The sequence below is a fragment of the Tessaracoccus rhinocerotis genome (genome assembly GCF_007197885.1).
Taxonomy (GTDB): Bacteria; Actinomycetota; Actinomycetes; order Propionibacteriales; family Propionibacteriaceae; genus Arachnia; species Arachnia rhinocerotis.
The window spans coordinates 112,655-131,962 of record NZ_VKKG01000001.1; the positions used below are offsets into that span (position 1 = coordinate 112,655).

At 61.9% G+C, this 19,308-nt stretch carries 18 protein-coding genes, 1 other RNA gene and 1 pseudogene; 6 read left to right on the top strand and 14 right to left on the bottom strand.

Annotated elements, in window-relative coordinates:
* Window positions 1–20 precede the first annotated feature (20 nt).
* Window positions 21–251 (top strand): hypothetical protein, encoded by a 231-nt coding sequence (locus tag FOJ82_RS00495; protein ID WP_143936519.1) that lies wholly within the window; start codon window positions 21–23, stop codon window positions 249–251.
* 66 nt (window positions 252–317) lie between these two features.
* Here FOJ82_RS00495 and FOJ82_RS00500 read toward each other — a convergent pair whose 3' ends face one another.
* Complete coding sequence (locus FOJ82_RS00500; protein ID WP_143936520.1) at window positions 318–641, bottom strand: histone-like nucleoid-structuring protein Lsr2; 324 nt, start codon at window positions 639–641, stop codon at window positions 318–320.
* A 533-nt stretch (window positions 642–1,174) separates the two neighbouring features.
* On the opposite strand from FOJ82_RS00500, the gene FOJ82_RS00505 reads away from it, so the two are divergent.
* Window positions 1,175–1,948, top strand: coding sequence for a methyltransferase domain-containing protein (locus tag FOJ82_RS00505; protein WP_143936521.1), 774 nt, complete (start codon window positions 1,175–1,177; stop codon window positions 1,946–1,948).
* A 286-nt stretch (window positions 1,949–2,234) separates the two neighbouring features.
* On the opposite strand, the gene FOJ82_RS00510 is transcribed toward FOJ82_RS00505, so the two are convergent.
* Entirely contained in the window at window positions 2,235–3,299 is a 1,065-nt protein-coding gene (locus FOJ82_RS00510; protein WP_143936522.1) for a hypothetical protein, read from the bottom strand.
* A 545-nt stretch (window positions 3,300–3,844) separates the two neighbouring features.
* On the opposite strand from FOJ82_RS00510, the gene FOJ82_RS00515 reads away from it, so the two are divergent.
* Together FOJ82_RS00515 and FOJ82_RS00520 are read left to right on the top strand one after the other, a co-directional pair.
* The gene (locus FOJ82_RS00515) at window positions 3,845–4,813 is read left to right on the top strand and encodes a DUF5677 domain-containing protein (RefSeq protein WP_143936523.1); all 969 of its coding nucleotides are present in this window, start codon (window positions 3,845–3,847) and stop codon (window positions 4,811–4,813) included.
* A gap of 1,638 nt (window positions 4,814–6,451) precedes the next feature.
* Window positions 6,452–7,735: an IS256 family transposase gene (locus FOJ82_RS00520; RefSeq protein WP_221932976.1), complete on the top strand. Its 1,284-nt coding sequence runs from the start codon at window positions 6,452–6,454 to the stop codon at window positions 7,733–7,735.
* Between the two features lie 786 nt (window positions 7,736–8,521).
* Here the strand turns inward: FOJ82_RS00520 and FOJ82_RS00530 are convergent.
* Window positions 8,522–9,151 carry a hypothetical protein gene (locus FOJ82_RS00530; RefSeq protein WP_143936525.1) on the bottom strand — a complete coding sequence of 210 codons (630 nt, stop codon included), beginning with the start codon at window positions 9,149–9,151 and terminating at the stop codon, window positions 8,522–8,524.
* A gap of 277 nt (window positions 9,152–9,428) precedes the next feature.
* Complete coding sequence (locus FOJ82_RS00535) at window positions 9,429–10,862, bottom strand: chymotrypsin family serine protease (protein ID WP_143936526.1); 1,434 nt, start codon at window positions 10,860–10,862, stop codon at window positions 9,429–9,431.
* 293 nt (window positions 10,863–11,155) lie between these two features.
* Between FOJ82_RS00535 and FOJ82_RS00540 the strand changes: the two are divergent.
* Window positions 11,156–11,517: pseudogene (locus tag FOJ82_RS00540) on the top strand (IS110 family transposase); the annotation flags it as partial.
* Window positions 11,518–11,789: 272 nt separating this feature from the next.
* Here the strand turns inward: FOJ82_RS00540 and FOJ82_RS00545 are convergent.
* The 9 genes from FOJ82_RS00545 to FOJ82_RS00580 all read right to left on the bottom strand — a co-directional run bounded on the left by FOJ82_RS00545 (window position 11,790) and on the right by FOJ82_RS00580 (window position 18,306).
* Complete coding sequence (locus tag FOJ82_RS00545; protein WP_221932977.1) at window positions 11,790–12,080, bottom strand: IS3 family transposase; 291 nt, start codon at window positions 12,078–12,080, stop codon at window positions 11,790–11,792.
* Window positions 12,081–12,372: 292 nt separating this feature from the next.
* Window positions 12,373–12,918, bottom strand: coding sequence for a hypothetical protein (locus FOJ82_RS00550; protein ID WP_143936527.1), 546 nt, complete (start codon window positions 12,916–12,918; stop codon window positions 12,373–12,375).
* Between the two features lie 5 nt (window positions 12,919–12,923).
* Window positions 12,924–13,919 carry an AAA family ATPase gene (locus tag FOJ82_RS00555; RefSeq protein ID WP_143936528.1) on the bottom strand — a complete coding sequence of 332 codons (996 nt, stop codon included), beginning with the start codon at window positions 13,917–13,919 and terminating at the stop codon, window positions 12,924–12,926.
* Between the two features lie 402 nt (window positions 13,920–14,321).
* Window positions 14,322–14,837 carry a hypothetical protein gene (locus tag FOJ82_RS00560; RefSeq protein ID WP_143936529.1) on the bottom strand — a complete coding sequence of 172 codons (516 nt, stop codon included), beginning with the start codon at window positions 14,835–14,837 and terminating at the stop codon, window positions 14,322–14,324.
* Window positions 14,806–15,003, bottom strand: coding sequence for a hypothetical protein (locus FOJ82_RS16085; protein WP_185975560.1), 198 nt, complete (start codon window positions 15,001–15,003; stop codon window positions 14,806–14,808). Before FOJ82_RS16085 ends, FOJ82_RS00560 begins: the two co-directional genes overlap by 32 nt.
* Window positions 15,004–15,308: 305 nt before the next feature.
* Window positions 15,309–15,533 (bottom strand): excisionase family DNA-binding protein, encoded by a 225-nt coding sequence (locus FOJ82_RS16985; RefSeq protein ID WP_143936530.1) that lies wholly within the window; start codon window positions 15,531–15,533, stop codon window positions 15,309–15,311.
* Window positions 15,534–15,892: 359 nt separating this feature from the next.
* The gene (locus tag FOJ82_RS00570; RefSeq protein WP_143936531.1) at window positions 15,893–17,119 is read right to left on the bottom strand and encodes a tyrosine-type recombinase/integrase; all 1,227 of its coding nucleotides are present in this window, start codon (window positions 17,117–17,119) and stop codon (window positions 15,893–15,895) included.
* A 177-nt stretch (window positions 17,120–17,296) separates the two neighbouring features.
* Window positions 17,297–17,664, bottom strand: a transfer-messenger RNA (tmRNA) gene (gene ssrA, locus FOJ82_RS00575).
* Window positions 17,665–17,712: 48 nt separating this feature from the next.
* Window positions 17,713–18,306 (bottom strand): DUF1707 SHOCT-like domain-containing protein, encoded by a 594-nt coding sequence (locus tag FOJ82_RS00580; protein WP_143936532.1) that lies wholly within the window; start codon window positions 18,304–18,306, stop codon window positions 17,713–17,715.
* A gap of 119 nt (window positions 18,307–18,425) precedes the next feature.
* On the opposite strand from FOJ82_RS00580, the gene FOJ82_RS00585 reads away from it, so the two are divergent.
* Complete coding sequence (locus FOJ82_RS00585) at window positions 18,426–18,794, top strand: FKBP-type peptidyl-prolyl cis-trans isomerase (protein WP_143936533.1); 369 nt, start codon at window positions 18,426–18,428, stop codon at window positions 18,792–18,794.
* 34 nt (window positions 18,795–18,828) lie between these two features.
* On the opposite strand, the gene smpB is transcribed toward FOJ82_RS00585, so the two are convergent.
* Complete coding sequence (gene smpB, locus FOJ82_RS00590; RefSeq protein ID WP_143936534.1) at window positions 18,829–19,305, bottom strand: SsrA-binding protein SmpB; 477 nt, start codon at window positions 19,303–19,305, stop codon at window positions 18,829–18,831.
* Window positions 19,306–19,308: the final 3 nt, after the last annotated feature.

Below are 19,308 nucleotides of genomic sequence, written 5' to 3' on the forward strand. Positions count from 1 at the left end.
CAGTGCCTACGGTGTCTGGAATGACGAGCAAGATCTCGGCCTTCGGATCCCTGGCGCAGCGGCAGGCCAGAATGCGCGGCCAAACCGACCCCGGGACACGTCACGTATGGCTCGACGGCACCGTCCCCGCCCTGGTGACCGACCGACGTCAAGTAGACGGCAGATGGCAGGGGCTACTGCTCTACATGCACAACGCCGGGCCAGTGCATGAATGGGTTAACGGCGATCGCATCTCCAAGACCGCGAACTGATCACCGCCTCCCTCAACCCCAAGTCAGCCGCCCGCCTTCTCACCGAACCCCTGCTTGGTGTCGCGGTCAGTGAGCGGCGTTGTACTGGTCGATGACCCCGTTGGGGACTCGTCCGCGATCGGGAACAGTGATGCCCTGCTCCTTTGCCCAGAGCCTCACTGCCTGGGAAAAGCTGCGTCCCTCGACTGCGGGACGCTGGCCCTTCCTCGCGCCGCGAGTGACCTTGGATGCCTTATCGATGAACGGCGCCATGGCCTTCTCTAGCCTCTGCGCATTGGCTTCGCTCAAGTCGATTTCGAAGGCGGAACCATTCAGGCTGAACTGGATGGTGCGGTCAGCAGAGCTGCCGTCGAGGTCATCGATCAAGATGACTTGGGTCTTGCGCATCATTTCGGATCCTCTACTCGTAGCGGGTGCTTCTTCTGGTTCCTTGAGGCTGCTGTTCTGGGAATCCCCGACAACATTGACTCCAGTCGATCATCACCGAACAGGTCAACCCTCAACCCTACCGCCGAGCCAGGCAACCCCGTCTCCGATCGACGAAAAGACACCAGACCGCCATCCTCCAAAACCACGAGCGCGCTACAAGGACCTTCCGCCCACCACAGCCACTCCCCGCCCATCACGCTACGTAGCCGTACCCCCGGCGTACCCCCTGACCTTTGAAGTGGCACACACCTCTTGCACTCCCGGACGAAAGGCCCACGATTGGCATCCGCGTTGACCGATGCGTCACGCGCGTCTACCCCTGGCGCGAGCCGAGATCTCGTCGGCGCACAAGAGGTCCCCGCCGTGGTAACCAAGGCGTCCCCAGCTTCAGGCGATGTTCGAAGCCGTGCAGGCGGGAGCAGGAGCGCTGAGCCAATCGAACGACCTGCGGAACCACAGGTCTGGTCGACTGATACGCGGCCCATACTGGTCTCATGACTACTCTGGAAGAAAACCGTCCTCACGATTACCTGTCCCGCTTGGCTGTGTCCGACTTTGGTCAGGCCTATAAGCGTCTGGCACTTGACGAGATGGCTCTGAGGCCAGGACATGATGTTCTGGACCTCGGTTGTGGACCCGGTGCCGACTTGCCAGCCTTTGCCGAGGCCGTGGGCCACAACGGCACCGTACTTGGCGTTGATCATGACGCGGACGCTGTCCGAGAAGCGCTCCGCGCCACCGTGCGTTGGCCCCAGGTGGCTGTAGCGGAGGGAGACGCACACAAGCTCACGGTCGAGAATGACAGCCTCGATCGAGTGCACACCGACAGGGTTCTGCAACACGTCGAGGATCCAGCCCGGGTGGTCCGCGAGGTGTGTCGAGTCCTCAAGCCGGGCGGGATCGTGGGGTTCGCTGAGCCCGATTGGGAAACCTTGGTGGTTGACCACCCTGACAATTCGACCGTGGCATCCTACCGCGCGTTCATCGTTGACCGGGTCGTGCGTAACTCGCGGATCGGCCGGCAACTCCCAGCGTTGTGCACGACCGCAGGTTTGCTCGCATCCCGAGTGGTTCCAGTCACTGCGGTATACACCGATGTGATAGAGGCAGATCAGGTCTTCGGGTTTGCAAGGGTTACTGACCGCGCGGTCAAGGCGGGCTACCTCAAGACCAAGCAAGCAGATGCATGGTTGACACACCTCAGAACACAACCGTTCTTCGCATCCGCCACGCTCTTCCTCACTGTGGCAGAGCGGCCCCCGCGCTGACTACAGCGCCAATCCAAGGCGTCGCTATGCGCACCTTCGGGTTGCTGCGCAGGAAGGTGAAAAGATCCTAGTCACAAGGCCAGATCGGCTGCTGCGGCAGTAGGTGCTTTGGTCCTAGGCTTGACCGGGTTCCGAGGCTCTTCGAGGTGACCCGTGGGACTGAACGTCAGGAATCTCCCGCCGGTCATCCTTGGGATGAAGGGTCTCACCTGGAGCGGTTCAGACGGGGACCGTCCGAGTCGAACCGGTGATCCCAGAGTGGTTGGATGGATGGTCCGTATCAGGATTATCGTGGCACGCGGGAAATGACGTATTCCTCATATGGCCCGAAGGATCCGCGACGGCTCTCACCGACCGCGATGCGGTACCCGGCCTCGGCGGCCCCGCGATGCAGCTGCGCCACCACGACACCATCGTGGGAGATGAGTTGCGCCTCGCTGTACTCGGCCACTGTGTCCCCACTGACGGTGAACGCGAACGCCGGATCGTCCATCCAACCCTTCCGTTCACACGCCTTCACGAACTCAGCCGAAAGGTCATGCGCTGGATCGCCGGGGACGAGCAACGTCGGCCCCCAAGGCCACTTCTCACCATCCAAAGCCTCGGGGTCTCGGCTGGCGAGAATCTCGGTCAGGACCGCCTTCCAGTCCTGACTGGACACATCCTGAAGTCCGACTTCTGCCACGAACCGGGACTTGCGGCCATCATGGGTGTACAGGTATCGACCGCCGGCGCACAGCCGCAGCTTCATCCTCGTTGAGTCGTCAAGCGACGGCACCCAGGTGAAGAAGTGCCCGTCGTGGGAATAGTTGAACTCGCCGATGTTCACCACATGTGAGGGCCGCTTCGCTGGGGAAGGCGACTTCCCCTTAGGGACGAACCTGACAGGGGCGGGCCACCCGTGTTGGAAGTCCTCTATGGCTTGGACTAGCGCGCTCTGGGCTGCCTTGGTGAATCCTGACGACTCCACCAGGACGTCACGATCACCAATCTCACCGCCAGCCTCGGCGCCGATCCGGAGTGTGATGACAGTCCACCCCGACAGTCTCGAGGAGTTCGTTGCGGAGGCGGTCCTTCTCCTCCTCCCCGTGGTGGCTATAGCCGTGCCTCTCCACTGGATTGCAGGGATCCACCTCGACTGCCATCCTGTGCTCCGGGAACACAAGGCTGGGGTGAGGACCAGAGCCTGACCCTTCCGGTCCGGGTGATGGCACACAATGCCGAGCCGTTCCGCGCTTAACCCGTAGCCGGCGGACAGCAAGAAGTCCCGCACGGACTCTTCCAGCTTGGACGTCTCGGGATTGTTGGAAGGAACCGCATCCCCGAATGTGATTTCGTCAAACTCTGCCATGACCGAATCTTCTACCCCGCTGCCACTGACAGTATGACCCACGCCAGAGGCCTCGCGTGCGCTAGCGCCCGAGCCCCGTGCTCCAACAGCTAGTCGCGCTCAACCTCCACCAGCAGGCTTGACTATTGGATTCTGCTGGCGGACGAACGGTGACATCAGCTTCGGTTGGGCCCCTTCCCATCGCTCATCCCAGCCCTAAAGCATGGGCATAGGTGAGTCGCGCAGACGGGCGTTGGAGCACTTTGACCGTCCCTACTGGGCACACCAACGACGCAGACGACGTTGGGGTGGCCCACTGCCCCGGCCGGACAGGGGTGCTTGCCACTCGGTCCCGGGCCGAAGCAGGTTGGGAAACTGGTATGACATCACCGATCCATGCCCAGGCCCGGCGAGTCCTTGGCAACAATTGCTTTCTGGGCTCGATGATGCTCCTCAGTGATCGCGGCCCAGCGCTGTCGTAATGGCGCGACGAGGGCGCAAAGACGTTGTCGGCCAACGTCGATACGCTACTCCACAGACTGTGGACCACATCCATTGGAGGTATCGTGGACGAAACAAGCACGGAAGCAGAGCGGGCAGCAGCTGGGGCTATACGACAGGCCGGGCTTGACATGGTCACTGACCTAGATCAGAAGATCGAAAACCACGACCGGACGCACCGCGACTTCAAAGAGCGCCTCTGGCAATGGTGGTCGACGCCGCTGGCACTCTACTTCACCGCTTGGAGGGAACTCAGTGAGATCGGCGGCATGCTGAAGATGGATTCGGAAGCAGACCCGGACCTGAGAGAGGTACTCGCAGGGCTTCACGCCAAGGGCACACGAGTAGCACTGGAAGTCTTCCACCTCCTGCGCGACGGGCTCCCCAAGGCGGCCGCCGCACGGGCGCGGACCTTGTTCGAGCTCGCAGTCCATTCCGAGCTGATACAGGCTGATCCAAGACTCGCACCTCGGTTCCTCGCCTACTCCGAGCACCAGCGACACCTAGACGCAACCGGATACATGGACAGCGGCATCTATGAGAACGACTTCACACCGGAGGAGATGGCCAGTTTCAAACAGCGGGCCGACGAAGCGGAGGCCCGGCATCCGGGTATCAGCAAGCTCAACGGTTGGGCGAACCTTGATGGAAAGGGCTCCACGTTCCATCATCTGGTGCAACGGACCTCGCTGTGGGGTCAGTACCCGCACTATGTCTGGTTCAGCCACGAAGTCCACGGCAACGCCCGAGGTGGTGTGCTCAACACATTCCCCGGCCCTGACGGACACGTGTACTTCAGCGGGTACACCAACAAGGGATTGGCGGACCCCGGGCAGGCGGCGATCCTCTGCTACCTGCGAATCACCTCCGACCTACTCGAAGGGTGCGGCGATGACAGCGCCCCATGGGCTCGCTATGTCGCGGCTACGGCCATCTGCAACCGAGCCAATGAGCGCTTCGCTGACGTCGAGCAGGAGTTGAGTACAGAAGGGCTGAATCTGGAGCTGTCAGACATCTGGAAGCGGCCCATCTGATAGCCACTCCGCAATTGCCGGCTCCCTTGTCACGACAGACGGCGTCCGTTGAGCCGGCGGTTTTCTGTCACGTCCCCCTCATGCCGGAGTTCTCGGAACCTTCCAGGAACTCCTCAGGAGAAACCCTCGGTGCTGGAGGGGTGCCAATATGGACAAGTCCATGGATGAGCGCAATCTGCTCCGGAGTCACTTCTCTTCCTCCCCAGCTGACCAAACTGTCATTTAATGCCCTCAAGGCGCCGCTCCTACTCAGCCCCATGTTCACGTTAGGGAACTCCTACTTGAAGTACGCCAGATCTCTTGTGGTCCAGTCAGTTGGCACGGTCGGCATAATCGGGTAGCGCCATATCCTTGAATGAATCATCCCGAACTCCCATGCCTTCCACTTGAGACTTGGTTCCAGCCTTCACGCCCCAACTCGACCAAAACTCCGCCTACTTACGGGACCTTGTCCTTGGAGCTACTGCGAGGCACGACCGGCAGCGACTCTCGAGTGCAGAATGCAAATCCCCTCCAAAGACTCGTGCCAGCAAGACTGTGTCACCGAATTCGAGGTTGATACCTTGAAGCTCTCCAACCTCGTCGACCTCAAAGTTCGTCGCGAAAACAGAAAGCCCGACGATACCGGCGAGTCGCTCGTCCTGGACAGGCACCCACAGCCCAACCTCACGAGCAAGCTGCACAGACTCCTCCTCAGTCACCTCTGCATAGGGAGCCATGCACCGTCCTGAACATCCAGAGTCCAGTCGGTGTCCACGTCGATGCTTGTGTAGTCAGCCTCACTCCACGCTATCTCGAACGGACCTACGTCGGCAGAGTCGAGCGTGTTCCTAACCAAACTTCGCCACACATCGCCCCATGAATGACGCGTTCACTTAACCCGAACCTCCGCTGCCAAGAACCAAAAGTTCAGTGGAACCCAGTTGGCCGCGCCGACAAAGGGGAGGCCCCCGTCGAGATAGCAGTGGCTCCGAACTGAGTTCCTAAACAGATTCTCAATTCCCGACTACTTGGCAACACGGCATCATCTTGCCTCCCCTTCGCGACGCCAAACGCTCTTAGCTATCGACTCACCCGATTCGGTTACGTCGACCCAGAACAGACCCCCCAGTTGGTTTCCCGAAGTGCCTGGCTCGCTCCGCCATTCTCGGATCAAGCGCAGAATTGACTCTTCTGGTGTCAACTGCCAAGGATGATACTGTCCCGCCCTGAGGTCACCGAGAACGATCAGCCCGTCTACAACGAGACCCGCCAACAAACCGCAAGAGAGATCGCGCAATACTGTGCTATCCCTGATCCCCGTTTCTCGCACGATCTGAAGGACCCAACCTGGGTCGAGCCAATCCTCAGCCGCGTGAGACAACAGTTCCTCGCGCAGCGTACGTTCACGATCCATACTAGCCATCGTAGTGCACCCTCAGCCGAGGCCCATCTGGAACAGCGACGTCTAGGGTCTTTCCCCCCGTCTTGGAAGTGAGTCGCAGTCCAACGGTAGTACCGTCTGGGAGTAGGACCATGCTGCCGTCATAGGAGGGCTTATGCATTGGAGAGCCACCCCGGGAGAGGGCCTGTCGGGAACTTTGTGTAACTGGTGTGGCGTGATCCACGGTTTGGCCGTGGGGAGCGGAGCATTTGTTCATGAACAACAACAGCATCAGCAACGAGGCCGGTTCCGGCGTGCCTGCGGTCAGGGAGCCTGACTTGACCGGTCTGGCGGAGCAGCTGGTATCGGCGGCGGGTGAGCGTGGGATCGCACTCACCGGCGAAGGAGGGCTGCTCTCGGCGTTGACTAGGCAGGTGTTGCAGTCTGCGTTGGAGGCGGAGATGAGTCTCCATCTTGGCTATGACAAGCACGCCCCAGATGGCCGCAACCGCGGCAACTCCCGCAACGGGTCGTCTCCGAAGACGGTGACCACCGAGATCGGGCAGCTCACGGTCCAGGTCCCCCGGGACCGGGACGGCAGTTTCGATCCGAAGATCATCGCCAAGCACCAACGCCGGTTGTCAGGCTTCGATGACCAGGTGGTGAGTTTGTACGCCAAGGGCATGACCACCGGAGACATCGCAGCTCATCTGGAACAGATCTATGCCACCAGTATCTCTCGCGACACTGTCTCGGCGGTGACGTCGAAGGTGGCAGAGGACCTCAAGCTGTGGCAGAGCCGACCTCTGGACAAGGTGTATCCGGTGATCATCATTGATGCGATCGTGTTGAAGATCCGTGAGGGGCAGGTCGCGAACCGGCCCGTCTACGTGGCGATGGGCGTCAATCTCGACGGTGTTCGTGACGTCTTGGGCATGTGGGTCGGCCCCACCGGAGGCGAGGGGGCGAAACAATGGATGAATATGCTGACGGAGTTGAAGAATCGCGGCATCATGGACGCATGCATCGTGTGTTGCGACGGCCTCAAGGGCCTACCAGAGGCCATCTCGGCGATCTGGCCGCTCGCGGTCGTGCAGACCTGTGTGGTGCATCTGGTCCGGAACTCGCTGCGGTACTCGGCCAGGCAGCACTGGCAGACCATCACCCGGCAACTGCGGGGCATCTACACCTCCGCCACCGTCGACGAAGCGACCGACCGGTTCGAGGAGTTCGCGCAGCAGTGGCAACCCAAGTACCCGGCCATGATCGGGTCCTGGCGCAGCGCCTGGACCGAGTTCGTGCCGTTCCTCGACTTCCCCTCCGAGGTCCGGTCCCTGATCTACACCACGAACGCGATCGAGTCGTTGAACTCGAGGTTCCGGGCCGCGGTGCGGCGTCGTGGGCACTTCCCAGACGAGGCCTCCGCTTTGAAGGTCCTCTACCTCACCGTTCGCGAACGACGCCCGAACCGGGCCAACCCCACCGGCCAGATCGCCGGCTGGAAGAACATCCTCAACGTCCTATCACTGACCTACGGCGACCGCCTAGGTCTCAACTGAAGCCATGGCCACTTACACAAAGAATCCGACAGGCCCCAGGCTCGCCAGAGGGTGTGGTCTTGGTATCGGTGGCGCGCTCGGATTCCTCGGCGACGCTGGCAGCCCTCGTGATGCCCATAGTCCCTATATCCCGCCGACGGGTACCTACAGTGAAACCGAATCTCACAAATGCGAAGAAACCAACGATGGCCACCGCGCATCAGCATGGTCCGGGGAGATCCCAGCACCAAGGCAATCTACGTGAGCTGCTCTGCTCACCGTCGGAAACCCTCCCGACCCACCAGACCACGGTGCCGCTGGAAACCCTTGACACGGCCGGCTAGTCCTGCCACGGACAGTCGTTCCGGCAGTTTAAGCACACAAGGGGTCACTCCAGCGGGGCAGCCACTGCCAAACCACCACAGAAGGCTGATATCAAGCCCTTGCCCAACCCTCGGCACATCACCTAGCCTGCTCCCGCCCAGTTCAGAGGCGATCAGCGGCCGGCCTCGAGCGGCATGCGGAAGGAAGTCGCGCACAGGGCCGCATCCAACTCGTCCAGATCCACTATTACCTTCCTCCCCAGGCGATACCGACTCAAGGTCCCATCCCCGAAACGACGAGTGATCGTCCTCGGATGACAGCTCACGTACCTTGCCGCATCCTGCAACGTCGCCCACCTTCTGACCGCGCCGCGCGCGTGCCCAGCCTCCCGGCCAGAACAGCAAGGCGCAGATCGTGTTCGCGGAGAAGGGAACCAGGTTTGCGGCCTCGCTTGTTTCCATGGAACCGTGATTTGGCATCAGTTCAGGACTGGCGCAATCGGGTCAACGCCGCGGCCAACTCCGCAGAGGGGACGAACGCCGTCCGACCTCCGCCGTCGTTGAAGGCGTAGCCGCGGCTGCCGAGCCACTCGAGCGCAACGGCATCGCCGTACTGGTCCTCAAGCATTATGAACGCCTCGGTGTTCCAGTCCGAAGGGGCGGGATCCGTGGCTGTCCCAATTTCCTCCGAGATCTCATGCAGGACATCAGCCGGGATCGGGCTGCCCTGCAACCAGGATCCGCCTCCCCCCCGGGTTTCCACGGCCATGTCACGGGAACACCAGACGCCCCTTACGGCTTCGGTCGCTGCTGCTCGGATGAGGCTGGCGGTGGCGCACTCACCAACCTCCTCCTCAGGATAGGTGTACCCGGCTACACGTTGTGCCTCCCAAAGACCCAGCACATGTTCCAAGAATAATCCTCCCTCATCGCTGAGGGTGTGCCCGTCCCCGATCATGCCGCAAGCACCCAGATCTCCGTCAACCCGAGCTTCACGCCCGTCGTCGTACTCAAGGAGGAGAGTGAAGACCACTGTTTGCGTGCCTGCGCAGGACAGATCGTCGAGCTTCGGTAGAGACTGGTACTTGTCTACGGCACTCTGGACATCGTACACGAGTGGCTCTCTGGGACCCCTGTGGCCCATCGGGTGATGCAGGCCGACTGACCCCAAGTCGCCACACAACCAAGCCCTCACTGCACCTTCCTCCACGGGCACCGCAGCCCCTGCCGTGGAATCTCGTCCGGCAACGGCATCGCAAACCTCGACTGACGTCCTCACCGGCAGCGACTCCACCGGCGGGGGCGGTGAGTCGCTACGCGAATTCGGAGAAGTGCAGCCCCCGAGGAGTAACCCGACGACCAGTGCACCCACTGTTAAAGTGGATCGCAGTTCAGGCGCCCACGGTGATCGCCGGGTACTTGGCGCGGATACCATTCAGCTCCTGGATGTAGTAGGTGCAGTTGGTGTTGCTACTTGGCGTGGTAAAGCTCTGGAACATGCCGTAGCCCCACTTCTTTCCTGGTCTCACCGAGTCGTCGTAGAATGCCAAACCACCTGAGTCGCCGAAATACGGCCCCCCGCAAGTATAGACCCCGTTCCAGCCCGGGTCGTATTTTGCCTGAGTTAGACGGGCAACGGTGACGTTGACTGTGGGGTCCGAGTTACTGGGCGTGGTCTTGAAGGGCATGGTCTTGTAGACATGTCGCTGCAAGATCCGAAGCCTGCAACGGCCGCCGGTAGTACGCCCACTAGTACAGACTGATGCATTCTCGCCAACCGCGGCGAAGTCGGCCCCCGTCAAGTCGGAAGTGGCAGTGCTGCCTAATGCAGGTCCTGTGAACGCAGTGAGAGACGTACTTGCACGAATCAGGAGCCACTCTCCATATATCTGCGGCCCATATCCAGCCGTGTTCGAGTTGGCAAACACTGTACCCAGAGGAGAACCGTTCTCTCCCAGAAACGAGGTCGCCCACGGCTGGTTGAATACCCCGTATGCACAATGGGCCGTTGACGACACGTAGTTGACACCGTTTAGTCGCAAATTCGGCATACCCAAAGAGCAAAGCCCAGCGGTGCCATCTGGGAGCGTGCGTGTGGTGCGGATCCAAGCCCCTCCGCGGTACGGAGCACTTGAGTTTGTGCGCGTGCTGGCTGGAGTGACTTGCTCTCTCGGCTTGAGGGTAATCACAAAGTCCATACCGACACTGTTAGCGACTCCACGCAGATTGACCTCTGACACTCGAGCGGATCGTTGTTCGTCTCGGTCTTCGATGAAAATTTTGGCGTCGTCCTTGATCGTCACCATGTTCTCATCCAAGGTCATCATCACGGTCCCTGTGGCCTCATCGGCGTACATTTCAGTGAGCGCGGCAAGGAGCTGCTTAGAATGATCCCCAACCGCGAGACTGTCCATCTTACGGAGGATTTCGTCATCCGACATGGGCACCTCTCGAAGTTCGAACAGATGCGGACCATACTCTGAAATCAACTCGGCCAGTTCGTTCGCGCCTGGACCAGTTCGGTCCACAATGTTAACGATGTACTTGCCCTTGTTGCTCCAGTCCGCAACGAATCCGGCAAAATTCGAACTGTACTCATCCAGGATGTCACGCAGGGGGACCATAGCAGCTTCGAAGTCTTTGGCCGCTTCGGAACCAGGTTCTAGTTCAGACGCAGCACTTGCAAGAGCGGAAGACTCAGGAATGGGAAGTTGTTCGACGAAGCGAACCGAGTGGTTCGCGGCCCCTACGGGCTCAGCTGGGAGTACGAAACCGGCGAGGAGGGCAGCCATGACGACTCCCAGTACCACCATAGATTTCTTCATGCCCAAAGCCTATCCTGAGCTTGTGCCACCTCGACGGGAATCAAGAGAACTCCGGAATCGAGCCCCGTTAACTTGGTGCTAGCCCCGATTGGGGTCGTGGTCGTCGGCTGGGTATGACTTACTGCCCCTGTCCTGTGCCTGATCCGAGGGGGGTCGCCCAGCTTGGTGGCGTCAGGTTGACCGCTGACAGGGACATGGCCTCCTGAGGTCTCTTCGTAACGTGGGTGCCGGCAACTGACGCTTCACCATCACCGACGACCATCCAACATGGATGGGGAAGGATGGTGGCCGTAATGGACGGACCAGGGTTTGAGATTTGGTGCGGGCTGGATGTGGGTAAAACAGGCCCACCATGCCTGTGCTCTGGATGCTGCCGGACGCAAGATCCTGGACAAGCCCCTGCCGCAGCCCGGACTCAACTCTAGGGGCTGTTCAGCAAACTGCTCGCACATGGCCGGGTGTTGGTGATCGTCGACCAGCCCAACACGATCGGAGCGCTGCCGATCGCCGTTGCCCGATGGAAGGGCATCCCGTCGCCTACCTTCCCGGGCTGGCGCTGCACCGCGCCGCGGAGCATTATCCCGGCAACGCCAAGACCGACGCCCGGGATGCGTTCATCATCGCAGACGCCGCTCGGACCATGCCTCACTCCCTGGGCGGGTCGATGCAGAAGCACTGGCGTTGAGAATGGTAGGGCCTGCTTGGGGGGTGACTCTGGACTCTGACTGGCCCAGTTCACTGGTGTCTCTAATCTCATCTGTCCACTTCCCGAGTGGGTACGAACGTGACGCCGACCGGGCGGACATGACCTTATAGGAGCTTGGCCTAGAGGTCCCACCAACGTCTTGTCTGCCCGTCCGGTCGACGCTGCCACCAAACCTGTCGAACTCAGGAGGGTGAATCGCCCCAGGTTTGGTGGAGACTCCGTTAGTTGGTTCCGGTCTTCGTGAGAACCTTGTCTTCACGGTAGTGGTTGGTGTGGTGTTGGGACCAGTGGTTGGTCTCGAACTCGTTGGGTGGGACGTGGCCGAGTTCTCCGTGGAGTCGTCGGTGGTTGTACCAGTCGATGTCCTCGGCCACTGCGATTTCGACGTCGGAGACGTTCTTCCAGCCGCCTGCAGGGCGCATGGCTAGGTTGCGGATGCACTCGGCCTTGAACAGCGAGTCCAGGGCCTCGGCCAACTCCCAACTGGTCAGCGACCCGCTAGATCGCGCCACGACTCGTCTCCGGGTCCTTCCTCGCGTCCAACGCCATCCGCGTCGCCCGTTGCTGGAACTCGACGCTGTACTTCCTCGGTGGTGCCAAAACTCCCATCCTTCACTGGTTTGAGAGCCTCCACCAGCCTGTCGCAGCTCAGCTATGTCATCCAGCAACCGGAAGGCCTCGGCGAGCTGATCCGCCGTCGCACGGACCAGCACGACGGTCCTGTCGCCGAAGCCGAGATAATGATCGCTGGTTCGGAGCAAATGCGCCGCGGCGAAGGCGGTGAACCGCCCCAGTTCGCGGCCGTCACGCTTGCGCAGCCAGACCTCCCACCATCTGACCTCCCCCAGGCTCGTCCGGGTAGGCGTCATCCGCGTCCGTCCACAGCTCGCGGATCGTCGCCCGGCGGATGGATTGGATGCCCTCTACCAGGGTGGCGTTACGCGCCGTGTCCTCGTCTGCCGAGTCGACGTATTGGCTGAGCCGCTTGAGGAAGTACTCCTTCTTACCGTCGGGGATGTCTACGGTCGCGATCTGAACGGGCCCATTGGCGGAGTCCGCCTCCCGCACCGCGACCAGCTCCGGCTGTTCACCTAGACGCTGCACGTCCAGGCTCTCCAGCGCGAGTTCAAGGCCCGAGAAGGACAGGAAGGAGAGATAGGTGCCTTCGACCTCTGGTGCATCGGGTTCAGCCGCGACCGCATCTTCGTACTGTTGGACAAGTGCCGCGCCGTGCCGGCGCCGGTCGCCCGAGAATCCGGCGCCGTCGTTGCCGCCGCCGGTGGGGATGGTGAAGGGTTCGGGTCGGGGGTCCGTCGGCACGACTATGTGGGGACGGTCACGTTCAGCCATCCGCCCTACTCTCCCCGGCCACCCGAACCGGATCGGGATCTCTCCCCGAGAGCAGTGACCAGGTCGCCGGTAAGGACCCGCGTCCGGCCTGCGAGGACGCTACGCTTCGCCGCGTTCTCGGCGGCGGTGGCGATCTCGGCATGGCTGAGTCCGCGGGCGGCGTCCAGCACGCGTGGCCAAGTGAGGTTGCCGATGTGAAACAGCGTGAGCCGATTCCTGATAACCGCCTCGGCGCTGAGGTCGTCGGGAAACGTGAAATCCATGACGGTGTCGAACCGTCGGTACAGCGCGTTGTCCAGCAGCTGCGGATGGTTCGTCGCCGCCACGATCACGCTCTCCGAGATGTCCTCTTCGAGGAACTGCAGAAACGAGTTCAGCACCCGGCGAATCTCGCCAACGTCGTTGGCCGCAGCCCGGTCGCCAGCGAGGGCATCGACCTCGTCAAACAGGTATACCCCGCGTGTCTCGACGAGCGCGTCGAAGATCAGCCGCAGCTTCGCGGCAGTCTCCCCCATGAACTTCGTGATGATCGTGTCTAGGCGGATCGCGAACAGCGGAAGCCCCAACTCGCCGGCCAGCACCCGAGCGGTGGAGGTTTTCCCGGTGCCGGAAGGTCCGATCAACAGCAGCCTGCGCGCAGGACTGAGGCCGTGCCGCACGAGCATGTCCCGCTGACGCTGCTCAAGTAGGACGTGCCGCAGACGCTCCGCCAGTTGATCAGACAGGACTAGGTCACCCAGTCGTGCGTCTGGGTAGCTGACGGTCAGCAGCGAGCTCAGCTCGCCGCGGGGCTGAGTTACGGGGACCACCGACGCCACACGGGAGGGCGCGGCACTTCGCTTGCGCAGGCCGTCGACGAGGTCGCGGAGGTCCTGTGCGAACTTTGCCTGCCCCGATCGGGCCGCCTTCGCCGCGACCTGCATCGCGACCGAGTAGAACTGCGGGTCGTCACCGTCGGCGTGGCTCTTCACGAGCGCCTTGAGCTGATCGTTGGTTGCCACGGCCTGACCTCCTCCGGCGATGATTGTGGTCCTGACCGGGTCTGCCAGGTTCCTCTTTGAGTGTAGCGATGCGCATTAGGGCGGCACCCGGCGCCACGCCCCGCCCAGCGCCAACGTCGCCCACGCACCTGGACTCTACCCACTCTCCCGAAGCCCACTCGATGCCCCGAGTAAGATGTCATCAAGCCCGGACGTGTCAACAGCGTATGTTACCGCCAGAGCCGACCCTGGCGCTCTCGCGTAAGCCGCCTCGGGCGCATTGCCCGGGGGTGCATGCACCGTCGAGACTCAGTGGGGGCGCCGATCATCTGCCCGCAACACGAACCTGATAGCTGATGACCTCGAGAGCGGACCGGGGGTGATGGTGCAGTAAGCACCGGACTCATGCCGCTGCGGGCCCTGTCATTCAAGTGTCTTCGGTCGCTGCTTCGCGTGGTGCTTCGCGGTCCAGTGGTGGTCGTAGAAGCCGGAGCTGTTAAGGCGGTGCATCGCTGGGACGATCGTGGGCGAAGTGAGGATCGAGTCGCACAGAGGGGTTAGTGCGTCGACGACGACCTGCCCGAGGTATCCAACAATCTCGATCTGTCCGGTTGTGTTTCCCAGCAGCACGGGAGCCATACAGCTCATCGCTTCTTGACCATCTTCATCCGGATCGCCGAGGTGGACACCACCCTCGACGTGGGCGTAGTAGCGAATGACCTGCTTTACGGACAGGTCCCGGCCCTCGACCAGCCCGACTCTTGCCGCCAGGAACTGATCCACCGTCAGTGCGTCAGTCTTTGCATCGCCCACAAGCTCGGGGCCGCTCAGGCGGATCAGATAGTTGAGCGACTCGTCTGTACCGTCAGCTGCCTGCCACGGTAGAATTCGATATCTTGGTCTGATCTCATGTCGTGCCCGCCGGATGATTGTGATCAAGGGGGTCGCCGCGATCGGTGAGAAGCTTCCGAAGCAACGGTGCAATGCCTAGCAACTCGTACCGGCTTCGCGAGGCTGGGTCGTGACTACGGTCGCGCAGGTCGGCGACTGTCTCCACGAACAGCCATTCGACCAGCATCATGTGCGCACCAATTTCTCGTGCCACCGGGGCCTCCTTCTGTTCCTCCACAGAGTGGCGCACCGCCATATCGGTAGAGCCTCGCGCAGTACTCGGCACCTAACCAACGGGGTGAGCCGCGGAGCGCGACATAGGCCGCGCCTGATCCGTGCTTTCAACTGACGAACTATACTCGTGGAGCAGCAGGTACGCAGGGACGCGCACCGATCGGCTAAGTCAACATCAGATGCCTGACCGACAACGGACGAGAGGATCCTCAGAACTCCCACGAAAGCTTGGACCTTTGGTCGTTGACCGTGCTTGCGAGTGCGCCTCTTTCTGCTTGGATGTAATCATCGCGAACGCCGCGATTGCGGAGCCCGGTAAGAACTGGTCTCGAGGACGGCGTCCACCTCGTCCAAATCGACGAGGAGCCTCCGGCCAATTCTGTATCGGCTCAGCGTTCCGTCAGTCAATCGCCGAGAGATCGTCTTCGGGTGGCAGTTCAAGTATGTTGCCGCTTGATGCAGCGTTGCCCAGCGTCGGGCTCTTCTGACCACTGATCCCGCCTTGTCCATGCTGATGGCTCCCCTCAGAGTCGCGACCCACGCACTTGGCACTCGATTCCAGCTCAGCTGGAAGTCGCAGAGACCGTCGCGGAGCGTCGGATGATCGGATCTCGCTAACTACCTATGGCCCACGGACTCTGGGGTCGGCGAAACTTGGTTTCTGGACACGTGATGAACGTGGCGTCATTGCACAGCCTGTCGTGGCCAAGCCGCAACCGCTGTACATGCAGGCCGGTCTGAGCAATGCCCTCAGAGGCTGCAGCCAAACCTGTGGTCAGCAACACCGCCCACCGGCGCAATGGTCCAAGGCGCCACGTGCACTGAGGCATCTCCCCGGTCTTGATCGGGGCCAGGGATGCTCCGGATCCTTACTTATTCGTCATCGCATCCGCTACAAGGGACGCAAGACGAGTTCTCGTCGCGTGCTGGTAGCGCTGAACTGTGGCACTGTCGCGGTGGCCCGCGAACTTCTTTAGTTCTTCGAGCGTGGCCCCTCGCTGACCCAAGCGAGTGAGGGCGGTATGGCGTAGACCGTGGAACACGAACGTGTCTGGAATCCCGTGGGTCGACTTCACCGCCGCGGTGAAGTGCCGACGCAGCACGTTTGGGTGTAATGGCACATCCCCACGACCAGTTCGCGGGAACAGGGGCGCATCATCTGCATCGCCAACGTGACTCTCCAGATGCGGTTTCAAGGCCTGAGCCACTGCTGGGAAAATCGGAAGCTCTCTGATCCCCGCCTCAGTCTTCGGAATGTCAATTCGCAATCCCTGCCCGCGGCTCTGAAGTTGCCGTGCCACGGTCAGCCACTCACCTTGCACGTCACGACGCTGCAGCCCCAGGACCTCCCCGATTCGCAGCGCCTGCCATCCCCCCAGCAGAACGGCCAACCTTTCCAGGGCAGGCATGGCCTGGGCCAACTCTCCTAGTTGTGCGTCCGTGATGACCTTGTCGCTAGCCGCCCCGGGCCGGACCGGCTTGTGCTTCGTCGCTCCCACAACGCGGCACGGGTTTTCGGCAATCAGAGGGGTAAACCCGTAGGGCTGCCCCTTCGCCTTCCCGGCGGCGTAGGTGAACATCCCAGACAGCATCATGTAGGCGCCTCGGCTGACTCCGTTGCCGTGGTTTCGATCCAGTTCGTCGTACCAATCTTGAACGGCCTGGGGTGTCACGGCATCGACTGGCAGGTGTCCCAGCGTCGGTAGGACCTGAGCGTCGATGCGTTTCTGATACGTATAGAGCGTAGATTCCTTGCGTCCCATCCGCCTGACGTGTTCGACCCAGAGCTCTGCAAGGTCGGCAACGCTCGTGCTGTTGAACCGAGCCATGCGCGCCGCCTCCTCCTCGGCCTTCCTTGCCTCACGGATGGCGCGGGGCGGAGTGAAGACTCCGCGGAGGATGTCGGCCTGCGCGAGAGTTAGGGCGTGCTTGGCATCGGTGAGGTGATCATAGCGACCTACGAACTCTCGGCGTCCCAGCCACGTGACTCGGACTTGGTAGAGCTTCTTCTGGTAGGTCTCCGGAACCCCATTCCGTACGCGTCGGCGATTACGATAAACGATCGACACCCCCATCGGGAGCACTTCCAAAGGCACGCGACCCACCTCCTGAGTTGATCAGGAGTCTACGCGGGCCCTCAACTGGGTGGGGTACCTAGGTACCAATCGGATGGCCTTTTGAGTCCATTCGAGGGTGTCTATGTCCCCTTGGACAGAACGCCAAATGCACTCTGACAAGTAAAAACCCCTGCCAACGGATGTTGGCAGGGGCAGGGGTGGAGGTGGCGGGAATTGAACCCGCGTCCTCAAGAGGCGAACCAGGTCTTCTCCGGGCGCAGCCGACTAGGCGTTCTGCTTGGCTCCTGCACTCACGTCGGCATGTCGCAGACGAGCCCAGAATCTGTTGAGTCCCGAGTAGCCCCAGATCCCCGTGCTACTCAGCAAGCCTTCTGAATGAGGCCAGGTTACGAGCGGAAGGCGCGCCCGTGCTGACCCTTCGGTCGCTGATCAGGCAGCGAGAGCGAAGTTAGTGCGGTTGTTGTTGGCACTTATTGGTTTCCATGCAGCGTTAACGAGATAGGCATGGATCCTCGGCCCGCTTCTCCTGGAACTACCGTCCCAAGTCGAAACCAGTCACCCCCTGTTGAGTTGTTCGTCACCCATTCTAGCAGCGACGTGCCCCGATCCAATCATCGACGGGGCGGCAGCTTGGGGCGGAACAGCATCAGCCGCTCGAGGCCCCCGGTGCTGTCGTCACCGTTGAAGGCGCGGATCGAGAAGAACACCGTCCCGAGGAACCAAGCCAGGCCGGCCAGGAAGACCGGTGTCCCGGTACCCACGATGATCGACCCGATGAGCACCGCCACCATCGCCATCATCGCCGTCACCTGCCAGCTCAGCGCCCGACTGGCCTCCCACCAGATCCTGGAGCCCGGCGCCGACGCTGCCTTCGTGATCGCCGGCGCGATGAAGCCGGTGGGCAGACCTGCCAGGTGGACCAGGCCGGCCCCGACGTTCTGAACTCCCTGCGGCACCGGCGGCAGGGCCATCGGGGCCGGGGCGAGCGCACCGGCGTTCACGTCCGCGACCCGTGCGATGCCCCGCAGGGAGGCGTTCAACTCGCTGCGGTTGGTGGCGGTCAGCGCCTGCGCCAGCCTGTCGTCAAAGGCTTCCGCGTCCAAGGTCCCCTTGGCATAGGCCTGCTGGAGGTAGTCGACGGCGCGGTCGCGCTGTTCATCGGTCACCAGGTTGGGGCGCGAGGGGTCGTGGATCATGGACTCCATTGTCCCCTCCACCGGACGGTATCCGTACCGGGGACAGCCCTGAGCAATCCCGGAGCCGCAGCGACCCCATAGGGTGACGGGGTGGACTCCGGACCCACCCCTCGGGCTAGGGTTGCGACATGAATGACAAGCCAATAATTGAGATTCCCTCCGAAACCCCTCCGAAGGAGCTCGTGATCGACGACATCACCGTCGGCGAGGGCAACGAGGTCACCCCCGGCGACCTGGCCGACGTGCACTACGTCGGAGTCGCGTGGAGCAACGGCAAGGAGTTCGACAGCTCCTGGGGCCGCGGACCGCTCCAGTTCCGTCCCGGCACCGGACAGGTCATCCAGGGCTGGGACCAGGGCCTCATCGGAATGCGGGTGGGCGGCCGCCGCAAGCTGACCATCCCTGCGCACCTCGCCTACGGTGACCGCGGAGCGGCCGGTGTCATCGCACCGGGCGAGACGCTGGTCTTCGTTTGCGACCTCGTCGCCGTCAGCTGACCCTCTGACCGACGCGGGCCGCCTGCCAACCACCTCAGCGGCGCAGGCGGTTCCGCGTGGCGAGCGCTCGCTGTGCCTCGCGGTCCGCGTCCCGCTTCGCGATGGTTTGGCGCTTGTCCCAGTCCTTCTTGCCCGTTGCGACCGCGATCTCGACCTTGGCGTAGCCGTCGGAGAAGAACAACGAGAGCGGCACGATGGTGCGTCCGGAGTCCCCGACGGCCTTCTCGAGCTTCTCGATCTCCCTGCGGTGCAGCAGGAGCTTGCGCGTGCGCCGGGTGGCGTGGTTGGTCCAGGTCCCGAAGGCGTACTCGGGAATGTGGGCGTTACGGAGCCAGACCTCGCCGTCGTCGATGGTGGCGTAGGCCTCCTGCAGGCTGGCGCGTCCCTGCCGCAGGCTCTTGACCTCGGTTCCGGTCAGCACCAGACCGGCCTCGTACACGTCTCCGATGTGGTAGTCGTGCCGGGCCTTCTTGTTCTGCGCAATCAGCTTGCGTCCGGTCTCCCTGGGCATCTG